Origin of the sequence: Shewanella bicestrii (assembly GCF_002216875.1) — a bacterium.
In the GTDB taxonomy this organism is placed as follows: domain Bacteria; phylum Pseudomonadota; class Gammaproteobacteria; order Enterobacterales; family Shewanellaceae; genus Shewanella; species Shewanella seohaensis.
Map to the genome: position 1 here is coordinate 852,430 of NZ_CP022358.1, position 14,787 is coordinate 867,216.

The following is a 14,787-nucleotide window of genomic DNA, read 5'->3' on the forward strand; positions in this document are numbered from 1 at the left end:
CTGCGTAATTGCGGTTCCAGAATTTCAACGTAAAGGACTATAGGAAGCTCAATATGTCGATAAAACTCTCACCACTGGCGTTAGCAATTGCAGGAGCGATGACACTGTCAGCCGTGCCCGCTATGGCAAAAGATGCCCCTGTCTATGAAAAAGATGCCATTCTCGTGGTGTATAAAGACAATGCGACGAAGGCGGAGCGCTCGGCGGCTCAGCGTTTAATTCGTGGCACCTTAACCGATGCCAATGCGGATGGTGTCGATGATAAGTTCCAGCATTTACTCAATGGCAAACTGGCACGTTTAGCCCTGCGTAAGGGCACCAATATTGAAGATGCGATTAAGGTGATTAGCCGTCATCCGGCGGTAAAATATGCCGAACCTAACTATATTCTCAAGGCTATTGGTACACCTGATGATCCAAGCTTTGCTAGCCTGTGGGGCATGAATAACACGGGACAAAACGGTGGCACCGTCGATGCGGATATCGATGCTCCAGAAGCGTGGGAAATCACTACCGGCAGTTCGGATGTGGTGATTGGGGTGATTGACACAGGGGTGGATTACAATCATCCCGATCTACAGGCCAACATGTGGGTGAATGGTGGCGAGATCCCAGGTAACGGCATCGACGATGACGGCAACGGCGTGATCGACGATGTTCACGGTTACAGCGCGGTCAACAATAACGGTAACCCAATGGACGGCAACGGCCATGGTACCCATGTGTCTGGCACTATTGGCGCTAAAGGTAATAACGGCGTGGGTGTTGTTGGGGTGAACTGGGACGTTAAAATCGCCGCCTGTCAGTTCCTCGATGCCGATGGTTATGGTTCTACCGCAGGCGCGATTGCCTGTCTGGACTACTTTACCGATCTTAAGGTTAATCATGGGGTTGATATCAAAGCTACCAACAACTCTTGGGGCGGCGGCAGCTTTAGCCAAGCCTTAAAAGATGCGATTGAAGCGGGTGGTGAAGCAGGCATTTTATTCGTTGCAGCAGCGGGTAATGACGCGGTGGACAATGATGCCAGCCCACATTATCCCTCAAGCTATGACTCGGATGTGGTGTTGTCTATTGCCAGTACCGACCGTAATGACCGTATGTCAGATTTCTCACAGTGGGGCTTAACCAGTGTTGATATGGGCGCGCCTGGCACGGCGATTCTGTCAACCATCCCAGGCGGTGGCTATGCCACTTACTCTGGTACCTCAATGGCGACGCCCCATGTAACAGGTGCGGCAGCACTAGTGTGGTCGTTAAATCCCGATCTCTCACCAGTAGAAATGAAAACCTTACTGATGGCATCGGGTGATGCGAATGCGGACCTCACCGGTAAAACCGTAGCAGGGACTCGCCTCAATGTGGCAAATGCCTTAGAGCAGGCAAACCCATCCCCTAGCTATAAGTTTACCGTATCGCCAGCATCGCAATCGGTCGAAGCGGGTAACACGGCTAGTTATAACTTTACTGTCGGTAGTGTGGCAGGGTGGGAAGGTGATGTGGCGCTTAGCGTAGCCGTGTCTCCAGCGCTTGAAGGCGTATCCTTATCAGCCTCAACAGTTACAGCTGGTGGTTCATTTACCTTAGATGTAGCGACAACGGCGCAAACAGCTTGGGGTGATTACAGCATTACAGTAACAGGTACCGATGGCACCATTGAAAAGTCTAAAGTCGTTGCACTGAATGTGTTCCCACAGGGATTAAATGACTTTAGCTATGGCAATGAAAACGCTGTTGCTATCCCTGATAACAACACTAATGGCGTGGTAAGCACTATCGACGTTGCCGACGATGTGCAGATTTTTGGTGTGACCGCCGATGTGAATATCAGCCACACTTGGATTGGTGATTTACGTGTTGTGTTAACCTCTCCAGCGGGCACCGAAGTGGTTCTGCATAACCGTGAGGGCGGCAGCGCCGACAACATCGTTAAGAGCTGGGACTTAAGCGCGTTTGACGGTGAAAATGCCCGTGGTACTTGGTCATTATCTGTTGACGACAATGCGGGCGCGGATACGGGCACCCTGAATAACTGGGGCTTAGTGATCAGCGGCTTAGGTGAAGCCTCTCCCGCGGCACCTGTAGCAGGTTTCGAGTATGCGGTTGAAGGCTTAAGCGTTGCCTTTACTAACACCAGTACCGATGCAAACGATGATATCGTGAGCTATAGCTGGGACTTTGGTGATGACACTAACTCTAGCGAAATGAACCCAAGCCATGTGTTTGCTGCCGCTGGCACCTACAGAGTGTCGCTTACCGTGACTGACGCCATGGAGCATAGCAACACTGTGACTATGGAAGTGCAAGTGTATGAACATAGTATCAGTGCCACTGTCACTCGTGCGCTAGTCTCACGCCGTGGCAGTGCTATGGTTGATCTCACATGGGATAGCGCCTTAGGTGAAAGCGTGGCCCTGTACCGTGATGGCGAGTTAGTGGCTACGACTGAAAACGATGGTAACTACCGCGATCGCTTTACAACGACGGCATCGAGTGTGACGTACCAAGTGTGTGAAACCTCGGGCTCACTCTGTTCTGCGGCGGTTGTCGCGCAGTTCTAATGAAGTCATAAAATAACAAGGCGACCCTAGGGTCGCCTTTTTTGTTATCTAAACTCGAAAGCTAAGGTTTTTCTTTCACTTCCTCAGGCTCGGTTTCGGCGGAAATTTGTGTTTTCCGGTCGGATAACTGCTGTATCGCCTGAGTGTTATTCGAGGTTAAGTCATTAAAATGATCGTTAATTTTATTGAGCTGACTGATGTATTCAGGGTCATCTTTTTCTTTATGTTGCCAGTAACGTTGGCGTTCTAATTTTTGCAACTCGCTGGTTCTAAGGATTTCGAAATAGCTGTTTTCCTGCTTTAGGCGGTACAGCTCGGCATCGAGCAATTGCAGCAGTTTTTCCTTAGAAATCGTTTGGCTATTGAGCAAGGCTTGCAGCGGGTCGACAGGCGTCTCTCGTTTGTCTGAATCGGTTTCTGTGGTGATGCCAAGCTGATACTCAATCTTATGTTGGCTATAATCCTGCGGGCAGGCGGTTTGGCTAAAGACGACCTTATCGTCCTTGCGACATTTATAGACGGTATTTGCAAGTGCTGTTGTAGGAAGTAGCACGCAAATAAGAGTCACTATGAGTCTTGCCATTCGACGACAGATCCTTTGTGTACGCAATAATGAATAACGTTACTGTATTGGTGCAATGCCAGATTGTGATTGGCGCTTGCGTCCTTGTTAAACTCTAGCAGTTATCAGATTAAGAGGCTGGAATACTTGTTACTCATAGTTAACAACCGTGAATACTATGGCGTAACTTGAAGAATAAAACCAGTTTTTTGACGATGGAATTTTTTTGACGCTCAATGGATTGAGGCGAGTCTGTACAGAGCTGCGCAAACAAAAAAGGAGCCTAAGCTCCTTTTTCTTGCGTTAAAAACGCTTAGCGGTCGAAGCGCAGGTTATCGATAAGACGCGCCTTACCTAAGTAAGCGGCGGCCAAAATCACCAGTGCTTGGTCCGTAGTTTCCGCATTGGCCAGCGTAGTGGCATGGCGAACTTCTAAATAATCTGGGGTAAAGCCTGCGGCGATAAGGCTCGTTTTAGCTTCAGCGGTGACTTGTTCGATGCTCAGGCCTTGCTTGATGCCTTGTGCCATGGCATCGATAGCCTTTTTCAGCGCCGGCGCCGCGGCTTTTTCTTCCGCCGTCAGGTAGCCATTGCGAGAGCTCATGGCTAAGCCTGAGGCTTCACGAATGGTATCCACACCGATAATTTCAATCGGCAGTGACAAGTCTTCAACCATAGTGCGGATCACTAACAGTTGCTGATAATCCTTGTTGCCAAAGAATGCGACATCGGGCTGCACTATGTTGAACAGTTTGCAGACTACAGTCGCAACGCCACGGAAATGACCGGGACGACTGGCACCGCAGAGTACATCGGAAATTCCTGGTACTTCAACATAGGTTTGCTGCGCCAAGCCTTTAGGATAAATAATCGCAGGTGTTGGGGTAAACAGCAGCTCGGCGCCCGCGGCCGTCAGCGCTTGGCTGTCGGCCTCTAAGGTGCGCGGGTAGGCGTCGAGATCTTCGTTCTGCCCGAACTGCATGGGATTAACGAAGATTGATACGACCACATGGTCGGATTTCTTCGCAGCTTCTTTCACTAAGGTGATGTGTCCCTGATGGAGATTGCCCATGGTAGGCACAAAGGCGACAGTCTCGCCCTTGGCACGCCATGCTCGCACTTGAGTACGAATATCATCGATATGGGCGCTAGTGATCATTAACTCTTACCTTGCTAAAACTTGAAATAGTCGTCTGTGTGCTTAGCACTATTTAGCTCAATGAGTGCTAGCACGCTTAGTTGAACGTGTGATCAGCACTTGGGAAGCTGCCATTGGCCACTTCTTCAATATAAGCGCGTACCGCCGAGCGGATTTCACCCGTTTGCTTAAGGTAGTTCTTTGAAAAACGTGGGATATAACCACTCGAAATACCGAGCACGTCGTGCATTACTAGGATCTGGCCATCTGTCGTGGCGCCAGCGCCAATGCCGATCACTGGGATAGTTAATGCTTGAGTGATAGCGGTGGCGAGTGATGCCGGAATACATTCGACCACTAACAGCTGCGCACCAGCGGCTTCTAAGGCCTTGGCTTCATCGAGAATGCGCTGGGCATTTTCAGCATCGCGGCCTTGTACTTTAAAACCACCAAAAACGTGTACCGATTGCGGAGTGAGGCCCAAGTGGGCGCAGACAGGAATACCGCGCTCGGTCAGTTTAGTCACGGTTTCGAGTAACCAGTGACCGCCTTCCAGCTTGACCATATTGGCACCCGCCTGCATCAGTGCAGTGGCGTTTTCCATGGCTTGTTCTGGTGTGGCGTAACTCATAAATGGCATGTCGGCGATCAGCAGTGAGCGCTCGATACCGCGACGCACACAACGAGTGTGATAGGCGATTTCGGCTGTCGTGACGGGCAGCGTATCATCGTGGCCTTGCAGAACCATTCCCAAAGAATCGCCGACCAGTAGCACATCGATGCCTTCGCCGTCGAACGCACTGGCAAAGCTGGCATCATAGGCTGTCAGAGCGGTGAATTTTCTACCTTCCTGTTTGTATTTCAACAGGGTTGAGCTAGTAACTTTAGACATATGGGTGATCTTCAAACCAAATAGAAGTGGTGTTATAAGCTAACTGGGGGCTGACTTCAATGATCATTGCCCAGTAGTTGTAACTCGGCCAAGAATTTTTCACTGATAAGGCTGCGTAGCGGCGTTTTACAAGGTAACACCAGATCCGGTGCTATGGCCGCCAAGGGCACTAGCACAAAACTACGCTCCTTCATGCCATAGTGCGGCACTTTGAGTCTGGGCTCATCGATAATGGCATCGCCATATAAGAGTAAGTCGAGATCTAAGGTTCTGGGGCCCCAACGTTCTTTACGGACGCGGCCCTGAGTGTTTTCAATCTCTTGCAGTGCATCTAACAGGGCGATGGGCGCCAGAGAGGTCTCAAAGCTGGCAACGGCATTGATATAGTCGGGTTGCACTACGTCCCCCATGGGGGCGGAGCCGTAATAGGGCGATACCTTGAGGCTTTGATTTTCAGCTAAGGCGGACAAGGCCGCAACGGCATTGTCCAGCTGAGCTTTAGGATCTTCAAGATTAGCCCCGAGGGCGACAAAAACCTGAGTCATTATTCGGCGGCTTTGGCTTTCGTGGCACTCGGGCGACGGCGACGGCGCTGTGGTGAATTGCGGTTACGGTTACCCGCCGCTTTGTTACCACTGCGGGCGATATTCAAACGCTCGGCTTCGTCCGCTTCAACAAACTGTTGCCACCATGCTGCACTCTTGGCGACATTGCCACCTTCGACTTCACCGCGCAGTAACAGCAAGTCGTAGGCCGCTCTAAATTTAGGGTGCTCTAGCAGTTTAAAGGCGCGAGTGCCTTGGCTGCGATCGAAGCGTAATTGCAATTGCCAAATGTCTTTGGCAGGCGTGCTAAACCGACGCGGAATGCTGATGGTTTGGCATTGCTGCTCAATCACATCACCCATGGCGGCAAAAAACGCATCGTATAAGGTCAGGCCGCTTTCAACGGCGATATCTTCGGCGCGTTGGCGCAGTGGATACCAGAGGATCGCCGCATAGAAGAAGGACGGAGTGACAGGTTTATCTTCGTTCACGCGTGCATCCGTGCTCTTCATGATGGCTTGCACCATCTTCATCGCAGGGCCCTTAGGCGCATCTTTTAATTGGGCATCGACTTGCGGGAAGAGCGGCGCGAACAGCTTATATTCCTGCATCATCTCAAAGTTGGCCATGGCTTTGCCGGCGAAGAAGAGTTTGAGCACTTCTTCATACATGCGGGCGGCCGGAATGTCCTTGAGCAGTGGCGCTAACTGTTTGATAGGTTTAGCGGTCACTTCTTCAATCGCCATGCTGAGCTTAGTGGCAAAACGCACAGCCCTGAGCATACGCACTGGATCTTCACGGTAACGGGTTTCGGGATCGCCAATCAGCCTTAAGGTGCCTGCCTTAAGATCTTCCATACCGCCGCCATAGCTACGGATAGAGTAGTCGCTGATATCGTAGTAAAGGGCGTTGACGGTAAAATCGCGGCGCTCTGCGTCTTCATCGATTTCGCCATACACGTTATCCCTGAGCAAACGCCCTTCGGCATTGGCTTTAGAAATCTTTTCATTGCTGTCGCCGTGGTGGCCACGGAAGGTGGCAACTTCAATCACATCGCGGCCAAACACAATATGGGCGAGGCGGAAGCGGCGTCCGACTACGCGGCAATTGCGAAACAGCTTTTTAATTTCTTCTGGCGTCGCATTGGTCACAACGTCGAAGTCTTTCGGTTCGAGTCCGAGGAGTAAATCCCGTACGCCCCCACCGACTAAATAGGCCTGAAAACCTGATTTATTCAATCGGTATAATACTTTAAGTGCGTTTTCGCTGATCTGCTTGCGGGAAATCGAATGCGCATCCCGAGGCACGAGCGACAAGCTTAAGCCGCCTGAAGTGAGTTCTGGCGTTTGGGGTTCAATCTGAGCTGGAGTCGGAGCGGTCGTTTTAGGCGCGTCTTCAAATAGCTGCTTGCAGAATTGGCTGATACGGCGAAAAATGGGACACCTCGGAATGTATCTGTTATGTGATTAAAAATCTGGCGGCTATGATATACCAATTGCGCACCGATGGGTATATCGCGATTTTTGAGCTATGCCACGACTTAGCACAGCTAACATGATGCTTTTTGGCCGCAACTCGACCCACGGGGTTAAGGTGCTATCAAGATTTCCCGCTGCTTCGGAATGGCCGACAGTTGAAACTGCGCCACCGCTTGGGCCAGCATTTGCGGCGCCGTTGTCGGCTCCACTGGCGCTTGGCCTAAAAAGGCGAGGGCTGCATTAAGGCTCGCCTGTGGATGCTGTTTATCGATAGCCTGCGCATGGTTTTGTTTCGACAGTTTAAATCCCGGCGTCAAACAGGCTAAGGGTAAATGCAACCACTGCGGCGCGCTTAGGCCAAAGGTTTGATACAGGCTTAATTGGCGACAACTGGCTTCGATTAAATCATAGCCCCGTACCACTTCGGTAATGCCTTGATAGGCATCATCCAGCACCACAGCCAGTTGATAGGCGTACAGGCCATCGCTGCGTTTGATAATAAAATCTTCCGCGGCAAAGGCATGGTCCACGACGACTTTTCCCATCAGGTTATCGCTAAATTCGGCGACTTGTTGTCGATTGACAATGCGGATCGCACCCGATTGATGCGGCGTGGTTAACTGATGGCAGCGACCATCGTAAATCCCGCCCATGGCTTGGATCTGTTTACGACTACACTGGCAAAAGTAGGCATTATCTTCGGCGAGTAACTCATCGAGTTTGGCTTGATAGGCCTCGGTGCGCGCACTCTGGTACAGCACAGTGTCATCCCATTCGAAACCGTATGCCTCTAAGGTACGTAAAATATCATCGGCTGCGCCCGCAACTTCCCGAGGTGGATCAATATCTTCAACCCGAATTAACCACTTTCCCCCTAATGAGCGTGCCCGCAGATAACTGCCAAGGGCGGCGATCAGTGAGCCAAAATGCAGTGCGCCCGAGGGCGAAGGGGCAAAACGGCCAACATAGGGTTGCAAAGTAGAAGTGTTGGAAGAGTGAGTCGCCATCATAGAAATTTGCAGGAATAACCAGTCAAAGTGGCTGTATTTTAGGGGGATACGAACAAAAAAGCGAAGTGAAACGAGAGGATGTTAATGCAAGACGCACAAACAAGTAGGCGGGGAAATCCCCGCCCGAGATGGCCGATTAACCCGCCATTTGCTTCTCTTTGATCTCTGCAAGCGTTTTACAGTCGATACATTGATCGGCCGTTGGACGCGCTTCGAGACGGCGAATACCGATTTCGATACCGCAGGTTTCACAGAAGCCAAAATCGTCTTCTTCGATTTTTTGCAGGGTTTTCTCGATCTTCTTGATCAGTTTACGTTCTCTGTCACGGGCACGCAGTTCGAGACTGAACTCTTCTTCTTGCGCTGCACGGTCTACAGGATCAGGAAAGTTTGCTGCTTCGTCCTGCATGTGACTCAGAGTACGGTCGACTTCCTCACGCAACTGATTGCGCCAAGCTTCAAGAATGATCTTGAAGTGACCCAGTTGCTTAGCGTTCATATACTCCTCACCCGGCTTTTCCTGGTAGGGACTTACACCTGCGATAGCGAGTACGCCAAGTTTTTTGGTGCCTTCAGGCATAACGCATCTCCTGTCATCATTTGCGTTGTAGGGCGTCCTTAAGAACGGCCGCTATCTATATCAGAATCTTCACATTGAGGCAAATTTTTCATTTCACCTTGGCAGAATTTTTTGATTGCCTTCGCTAATTGAAATGAAAATGCATTTTACTGAATCTTAACATCATACTCGGACTGGACAAGCGTGGGCTAGATGTATCTCACTCGCAGAAATCTCACAGCGATAAGCTAAGACTTCTACTCCCGATAAAACAGCCTTTTTCAACAGGTTAGCATATTCTGGGTCGATATGTGCCGCGGGGGCCACGCTGTGGATGTCTGTGTGCTGCACCACAAATAGCAAGACGGCTCTATGCCCAAGGCTGGCCATGTGCATTAATTCCCGCAGATGTTTTTGGCCGCGAAGACTCACCGCATCGGGGAAATAGCCTTGGCCATCCTCGAGCAAAGTACAACTTTTGACTTCAATATAACAGGCGGGTTTTTGAGCAGCCTGAAGCAAGATATCGATGCGGCTGTTTTCATCGCCGTACTTCACTTCGCGGCTTAAGCTGTCGTAGCCTGTAAGTTCGGTGATGACACCTTTATTAAGCGCTTCCTCGACTAGGGCGTTGGCATTGCCCGAATGGATGCCGATAAGGCCACCCGTTGGCGTGGTCATTAACTCCCATGTATGGGCATATTTACGTTTAGGATTATTAGAAGTCGAAAACCACACGGTTTCACCGGGGAACAGGCAATTACGCATTGAACCAGTATTGGGGCAATGCAGGGTGATTTCAGTGCCGTCTTCGAGTTGAACATCGGCGAGAAAACGTTTGTAGCGCTGGAGCAACTTTCCCGATTTCAGTGCTGGACTAAAGTGCATGCTATAACCTGTAGCGAGGTGATTTGGGCGCCCAAGACTAACAAATTTCGCAAATGTTTACAGATTTTACCTCGGTAACTTAGGCCGATGGCTTTCAGTCCTTGCCTGCTAGCAGTAAACTGCCGCCAACCCCGTTGTACTTTGTATACCCCAAAAGCCTGAGGATGCAGGAGCTCTCACCTCAAGTAGCATGGGTATAAGCGCAAGAACAAATTAAAATAAGGACCCCTCATGAGTGAACTTAAAGTGACTGAAGTGATGAGAGTTGAGTTAACCAAAGATACCCCTGCCGCCCATTGGGGCAAAGCCGATGTGACCTTCAATGCCGAAGGCGCATTAGTCCACTTAGGTGGTGGCGATGAGCTGCGTCAAATTCAAATGGCGGCGCGTAAGTTACGCAATCAAGGGATCAGCACTGTTGCCTTAGCGGGCGCTCTTTGGGATCTGAATAGCCAATGGGTCTTCGCCCAAGGTTTTGCCACAGCCAAGCCCGGTTACAAGATCCAATGGTGCGGCGATGAAGCTGTGCAAGCCGAGTTACAACGTCGCTTAGAAGTGGCGACATTTGCCCGTCAACTGATCAACGATACTCCTGAAAATCTGTCTCCGGTGAAACTGGCGCAGCAAGCAGCCAAATGGTTAGCCGATATCGGTGGCGCTAAGGTGAGCTACCGTATTATTGAAGGCGAAGCATTATTAGAAGAGCAGTGGATTGGGATCCATGCCGTAGGCCGTGGCAGTGAGCGTCCACCAGCGATGTTAGAGCTAGACTTTAACCCGTTGTCAGCCGATGCCCCAGTATCTGTTGCCTTAGTGGGTAAAGGGATTACCTTCGACTCTGGCGGTTACAGCATTAAAGCCTCTGAAGGCATGCTGGGGATGAAGTGCGATATGGGCGGCGCCGCCACTGTGACGGCCGCTTTAGGTTTAGCGATTAAATCGGGTCTGAACAAACGCGTTAAGTTATTCCTCTGCTGTGCTGAAAACCTGATTAGCGGCCGTGCCTATAAGCTGGGTGATATCCTCACCTACAAAAATGGCGTGACAGTTGAAGTGGTTAACACCGATGCTGAAGGGCGCTTAGTGCTGGCCGATGGTCTGCAAGCGGCTTCTGCGACGGGTGCTCCTTTTATTATCGACGCGGCAACCTTAACTGGCGCAGCTGTGATGGCGGTTGGCTCTAACTACAACGCGATTTTCTCGCCACAGACCGAAGTGTTACAACTGGCGCAGCAAAAAGCCTCGACAGTGGCCGAGCGTGTATGGCCATTGCCACTGGACCCTTGGCACAAAGACATGTGTCCATCGGCCTATGCTGACACCGCAAACAGTCGCCCTGTGAAAGGTGGTGGTGCTGGCGGCGCTTCTAATGCGGCGGGCTTCCTGTGGCGTTTCGTTTCGCCAGAAGCCAAGTGGTTACACGTGGATTTAGCGGCTGCCTTCGAAGATTCGGCTTCTGCACTCTGGGGCGCTGGCGCGACCACCCACGGCGTGCTGACCATCAGCGAGCTGATTAAAGGCTAAGTTTGCCTTTGCGACTGCAGCTTGCCTTTGCGGCTTAGCTTACGAGTAGCGCTTCTTATTGTATTAAAACCGCCTTCGGGCGGTTTTTTATTGCATAAAATTAAAGGGTGGGCAGTATGAGTCTTTATATGTTTATTTTATGATTCAGCGTATTAGCGGTTGGCTATGGTTATGGCCATAGCTAGGGCTAGGGCAATTTATCGGGATGACTATGCTAAGGATACGTAAGGCGACGCAATTAGATGCCAAGGCCTGCTGGGATATCCGCAATGCGGCGATTAATAAAGGCTGCGCCGGATTTTATTCTCAAGATGACTTACAGATTTGGACTCAGGGTGAATTGACTGAATCTTTTCGTCGTATGGTGGGCGCACATTTTTATGTGGCTGAAATCCTTAATGAAACAACCCAAGAACCGGCTGTGGTGGGCACCATCATGTTGGATGAACCCTATGCTCAAGTTGAGGCGCTGTTTGTCTCTCCCGAGGCGATGGGCTTAGGTGTTGGTAAGTCGTTACTGCAATTTATTGAAACAAAAGCGTTTAATCTCGGCCTTGCCCAATTGCGATTAGAGTCGACCTTAAATGCGGTCGAATTTTATCGCCGCTGTGGTTTTGGTGGTGAAGGCCTAGAGGAAGACGCCGTCTATTGCTCACCCCGCGGTATCGCCTTGGATTGTCGAGTGATGTACAAAAACTTAGGGCGCTTAACAGCTCGCAGTTAACTGGGCACAGATTGAAAATCTGGGGTGATAAAGCTTCGAAGGATTATTGAAGTTGAATGAACTGCTTAGACTTAATGCAAGATGGGTTGCTGGCACACCCAAGGGAATCAATAGATCAAGCATGGATGTGGAATTAACTACTACGACTAAAAGCTTTGATGGGGTTGCTGACATACTTGAGGGAATCAACAGATCAAGCATTTAGGTGGAATTAACTGCTAAGACTTAACGCAATATGGGGTTGCTGACATACTCAAGGGAATCAACAGATCAAGCGTGGATGTGGAATTAACAGCTAAGACTTAACGCAAGATGGGGTTGTTGGCACACCCAAGGGAATCAACAGATCAAGATAGATCAAGCGTGGATGTGGAATTAACTTCTAATACTTGTTTTGAAGGGTTGTTGGCACACCCAAGGGAATCAACAGATCAAGCATGGATGTGGAATTCACTTCTAATACTTGTTTTGAAGGGTTGTTGGCACACCCAAGGGAATCAACAGATCAAGATGGGGGAATTAACTCCCAAGAGTATGCCAACTATCGTTCTTTCGCCTGAAATCCCGATGCCAACAAGATTAACTTCAATGGCTTAAATCAAGCTTAATCTATTGCTCAAAAAGGCTTTATTTCATTAGCCTTTAGTCAAACGTTAACTCTATCTCAGTTCGCCTGCGGGCTATTAAGCTGCTGGCGTTTTTCCATTAAATCTTTAATCAAGGGTGTGAGGATCAGCTCCATTGCGAGGGACATTTTGCCGCCCGGCACCACTAAAGTGTTGACCCGTGACATAAAGGAGCCTTGGATCATGCTCAAATAATAGGGGAAGTCGACGTTGTTGATGCCGCGAAAACGGATCACCACAAAGCTTTCATCTAGGCTTGGAATATCTTTGGCGCTAAAAGGGTTAGAGGTATCTACCGTCGGCACCCGTTGGAAGTTGATATGGGTACGGGAAAACTGTGGCGTCATATGCTTAATATAATCGTCCATGCTGCGCACGATTGAGCCCATGACTTTTTCGCGGCTATGACCTCGCTCCGAGGTGTCACGAATGATCTTTTGGATCCACTCTAAGTTAACGATAGGCACCATGCCGATCAGTAAATCCACATGCTGGGCCACGTTGGCATCGCCCGTGACTACGCCACCATGTAAGCCTTCGTAATACAACATATCGGTGTTTTCAGGCAGTGGACGCCATTGAGTGAAGGTGCCCGGCATTTGGTTAAAAGGCACAGCCTCATCGAAGGTATGTAAATAGCTGCGGGTTTCGCCTTGGCCCGTGGCGCCGTAATCGCGAAAGCATTGCTCTAGGCGGGCAAAGTTATTGGCCTCGGGGCCAAAGTAACTCAGATTGCGATTCTCAGCCTGGGATTTACGGATCATCACTTCCATCTCTGCGCGGGTATAGTGATGAAAACTATCGCCTTCAACAAAGGCGGCATTAATCCCTAGCTGGCGAAAGATATGGCTAAAGGCGGTTGTAGTTGTGGTGGTTCCTGCGCCGGATGAGCCTGTAACTGCAATAATCGGATGTTTTGCTGACATTTTTTCTACCTAGCTAGGAACCTAAAGAGCCGCTCATTGGGAGCGATAAACCGTATAAGCTATTTATACGGCACAGGGATACTGGTGGTCAATCTTGCCGTTTTGCCACTTGGTCGGCGTGGCGAATGGCAAAGGATTCATCGTCCTCGCTGTATTCCAAGACGAGTTTGCCTTGTTTAAGTGCTTGTTGGCATTGCACTATTGCGGCTGATAGTTCTTGCTCATCTAGGCTAGTAAAACTACCATCCTCCACTTGGCCTAACAGATATTCGCGGATCAAATTGGCTAACGTCTCTTTGGGAAGCTGGAGTAAAGCATCGTAGGGGATAAGCATTAGGGTTCCTTAAGGTGCCGATGAAGCATCATTGGCGAGTAAAAAGTCTAAAATGCGCCGCTCTAGATAATAGAGCGGCTTCCAAGGTGTACCGCCCTCAATAAAACCGACATGGCCGCCATGGGCGTGTAACTCATATTCCACATGCTCGGAAAGCTGGTTGGGATGTGGGATAACAGCATCCGTCATAAAGGGATCGTCCTTGGCGTGTAATATCAGCGTTGGCTTAGTGATGCACTTGATAAAGGGGAGACCACTGGCGCGGGCGTAGTAATCTTCAACGCCCAAAAATCCATGGAGTGGTGCGGTGACTTTATCGTCAAAGTCATAAAAAGTATTGAGATTAGCAACTTGCATAGGGCTCAATGCCATCACGCCTGCAAGATCGGGGTCAGCAAGCTTTTGATTGACCTTATGTTGTAACTGTTTGATTAAATGGCTTTGATAAACCTTGGAAAAACCATTTTCTAAGCGTTTGGCACAGGCCGATAATTGCAGCGGCGCCGACACAACCACGGCGCGACTCAACAGGCTATGCTCTTGATATTCGCCTTGATATTTGGTCAGCACATTGCCGCCTAAGCTGTAACCCACTGCTAATAAAGGTGATTGCGGGTACGTTTGTTGTAGCTGGCTTAGGCTAAACTGCAGGTCGTCGGTATCGCCACTGTGGTAGCTACGGGCGAGGCGATTGGTTTCCCCTGAGCAGCTTCTGTGGTGGTGAACCACAGCCGCTAATCCTTGCTCTTTACAGGCTTGCAGAATGCGTCTGGCATAATGGGACTGGGCACTGCCCTCTAACCCATGAATGATGACCACAATGGGTTTGCCGACTTGGGGCTTTGCTTGCCAATCTAAATCGATAAAATCGCCGTCGGGAAGCTCGAGTCGTTGTCGCTCAAGCACAGGTTTGGCCACTTTAGTGAAAACGGGCAGAATAGTTTGTACATGGGGACTTTTGGCCCACCAAGGCGGATTAAAAACGTTTGGCATGGGATCTTATCTTGATATCAACTATTG

The 14,787-nt window shown here is 49.9% G+C and carries 14 protein-coding genes; 3 read left to right on the forward strand and 11 right to left on the reverse strand.

All coding sequences use genetic code 11. The features are described from left to right. Positions 1–53: 53 nt before the first annotated feature. Entirely contained in the window at positions 54–2,561 is a 2,508-nt protein-coding gene (locus tag CF168_RS03750; protein ID WP_011718205.1) for a S8 family serine peptidase, read from the forward strand. Between the two features lie 61 nt (positions 2,562–2,622). On the opposite strand, the gene CF168_RS03755 is transcribed toward CF168_RS03750, so the two are convergent. The 8 genes from CF168_RS03755 to sfsA all read right to left on the reverse strand — a co-directional run bounded on the left by CF168_RS03755 (position 2,623) and on the right by sfsA (position 9,633). Continuing rightward, positions 2,623–3,144: a DUF4124 domain-containing protein gene (locus tag CF168_RS03755; protein WP_011718204.1), complete on the reverse strand. Its 522-nt coding sequence runs from the start codon at positions 3,142–3,144 to the stop codon at positions 2,623–2,625. 292 nt (positions 3,145–3,436) lie between these two features. Then, positions 3,437–4,282, reverse strand: coding sequence for a pantoate--beta-alanine ligase (gene panC, locus CF168_RS03760; protein ID WP_089067021.1), 846 nt, complete (start codon positions 4,280–4,282; stop codon positions 3,437–3,439). A gap of 76 nt (positions 4,283–4,358) precedes the next feature. Further along, positions 4,359–5,153 carry a 3-methyl-2-oxobutanoate hydroxymethyltransferase gene (panB, locus tag CF168_RS03765; RefSeq protein WP_011718202.1) on the reverse strand — a complete coding sequence of 265 codons (795 nt, stop codon included), beginning with the start codon at positions 5,151–5,153 and terminating at the stop codon, positions 4,359–4,361. 56 nt (positions 5,154–5,209) lie between these two features. After that, entirely contained in the window at positions 5,210–5,698 is a 489-nt protein-coding gene (gene folK, locus CF168_RS03770) for a 2-amino-4-hydroxy-6-hydroxymethyldihydropteridine diphosphokinase (RefSeq protein WP_089067022.1), read from the reverse strand. Continuing rightward, entirely contained in the window at positions 5,698–7,005 is a 1,308-nt protein-coding gene (locus tag CF168_RS03775; protein ID WP_240520089.1) for a polynucleotide adenylyltransferase PcnB, read from the reverse strand. Before CF168_RS03775 ends, folK begins: the two co-directional genes overlap by 1 nt. Positions 7,006–7,286: 281 nt before the next feature. Beyond that, entirely contained in the window at positions 7,287–8,183 is an 897-nt protein-coding gene (gluQRS, locus tag CF168_RS03780) for a tRNA glutamyl-Q(34) synthetase GluQRS (protein WP_089068891.1), read from the reverse strand. 139 nt (positions 8,184–8,322) lie between these two features. Beyond that, positions 8,323–8,766 carry an RNA polymerase-binding protein DksA gene (dksA, locus tag CF168_RS03785; RefSeq protein WP_011718198.1) on the reverse strand — a complete coding sequence of 148 codons (444 nt, stop codon included), beginning with the start codon at positions 8,764–8,766 and terminating at the stop codon, positions 8,323–8,325. 162 nt (positions 8,767–8,928) lie between these two features. Then, a complete protein-coding gene (gene sfsA, locus CF168_RS03790; RefSeq protein WP_089067024.1) occupies positions 8,929–9,633 on the reverse strand; it encodes a DNA/RNA nuclease SfsA in 705 nt (234 codons plus the stop codon). 231 nt (positions 9,634–9,864) lie between these two features. On the opposite strand from sfsA, the gene pepB reads away from it, so the two are divergent. Further along, positions 9,865–11,157 carry an aminopeptidase PepB gene (gene pepB, locus CF168_RS03795; protein WP_089067025.1) on the forward strand — a complete coding sequence of 431 codons (1,293 nt, stop codon included), beginning with the start codon at positions 9,865–9,867 and terminating at the stop codon, positions 11,155–11,157. 211 nt (positions 11,158–11,368) lie between these two features. Beyond that, complete coding sequence (locus CF168_RS03800) at positions 11,369–11,881, forward strand: GNAT family N-acetyltransferase (protein WP_089068892.1); 513 nt, start codon at positions 11,369–11,371, stop codon at positions 11,879–11,881. A 664-nt stretch (positions 11,882–12,545) separates the two neighbouring features. Here CF168_RS03800 and CF168_RS03805 read toward each other — a convergent pair. From CF168_RS03805 to CF168_RS03815, 3 genes are all read right to left on the reverse strand, one after another. After that, entirely contained in the window at positions 12,546–13,433 is an 888-nt protein-coding gene (locus tag CF168_RS03805) for a phosphoribulokinase (RefSeq protein WP_011071167.1), read from the reverse strand. A gap of 88 nt (positions 13,434–13,521) precedes the next feature. Next, positions 13,522–13,767, reverse strand: coding sequence for a YheU family protein (locus CF168_RS03810; protein WP_011621531.1), 246 nt, complete (start codon positions 13,765–13,767; stop codon positions 13,522–13,524). Positions 13,768–13,776: 9 nt separating this feature from the next. After that, positions 13,777–14,760, reverse strand: coding sequence for a hydrolase (locus CF168_RS03815; RefSeq protein WP_089067026.1), 984 nt, complete (start codon positions 14,758–14,760; stop codon positions 13,777–13,779). Positions 14,761–14,787 lie beyond the last annotated feature (27 nt).

What these genes read in the sequence shown, in the direction of transcription:
- folK (WP_089067022.1), bottom strand. Translation starts at nt 5,698, where the DNA reads ATGACTCAGGTTTTTGTCGCCCTCGGGGCTAATCTTGAAGATCCTAAA.
- gluQRS (WP_089068891.1), bottom strand. Translation starts at nt 8,183, where the DNA reads ATGGCGACTCACTCTTCCAACACTTCTACTTTGCAACCCTATGTTGGC.
- panB (WP_011718202.1), bottom strand. Translation starts at nt 5,153, where the DNA reads ATGTCTAAAGTTACTAGCTCAACCCTGTTGAAATACAAACAGGAAGGT.
- CF168_RS03800 (WP_089068892.1), top strand. Translation starts at nt 11,369, where the DNA reads ATGCTAAGGATACGTAAGGCGACGCAATTAGATGCCAAGGCCTGCTGG.
- CF168_RS03805 (WP_011071167.1), bottom strand. Translation starts at nt 13,433, where the DNA reads ATGTCAGCAAAACATCCGATTATTGCAGTTACAGGCTCATCCGGCGCA.
- panC (WP_089067021.1), bottom strand. Translation starts at nt 4,282, where the DNA reads ATGATCACTAGCGCCCATATCGATGATATTCGTACTCAAGTGCGAGCA.
- sfsA (WP_089067024.1), bottom strand. Translation starts at nt 9,633, where the DNA reads ATGCACTTTAGTCCAGCACTGAAATCGGGAAAGTTGCTCCAGCGCTAC.
- pepB (WP_089067025.1), top strand. Translation starts at nt 9,865, where the DNA reads ATGAGTGAACTTAAAGTGACTGAAGTGATGAGAGTTGAGTTAACCAAA.
- CF168_RS03755 (WP_011718204.1), bottom strand. Translation starts at nt 3,144, where the DNA reads ATGGCAAGACTCATAGTGACTCTTATTTGCGTGCTACTTCCTACAACA.
- CF168_RS03810 (WP_011621531.1), bottom strand. Translation starts at nt 13,767, where the DNA reads ATGCTTATCCCCTACGATGCTTTACTCCAGCTTCCCAAAGAGACGTTA.
- dksA (WP_011718198.1), bottom strand. Translation starts at nt 8,766, where the DNA reads ATGCCTGAAGGCACCAAAAAACTTGGCGTACTCGCTATCGCAGGTGTA.
- CF168_RS03815 (WP_089067026.1), bottom strand. Translation starts at nt 14,760, where the DNA reads ATGCCAAACGTTTTTAATCCGCCTTGGTGGGCCAAAAGTCCCCATGTA.
- CF168_RS03750 (WP_011718205.1), top strand. Translation starts at nt 54, where the DNA reads ATGTCGATAAAACTCTCACCACTGGCGTTAGCAATTGCAGGAGCGATG.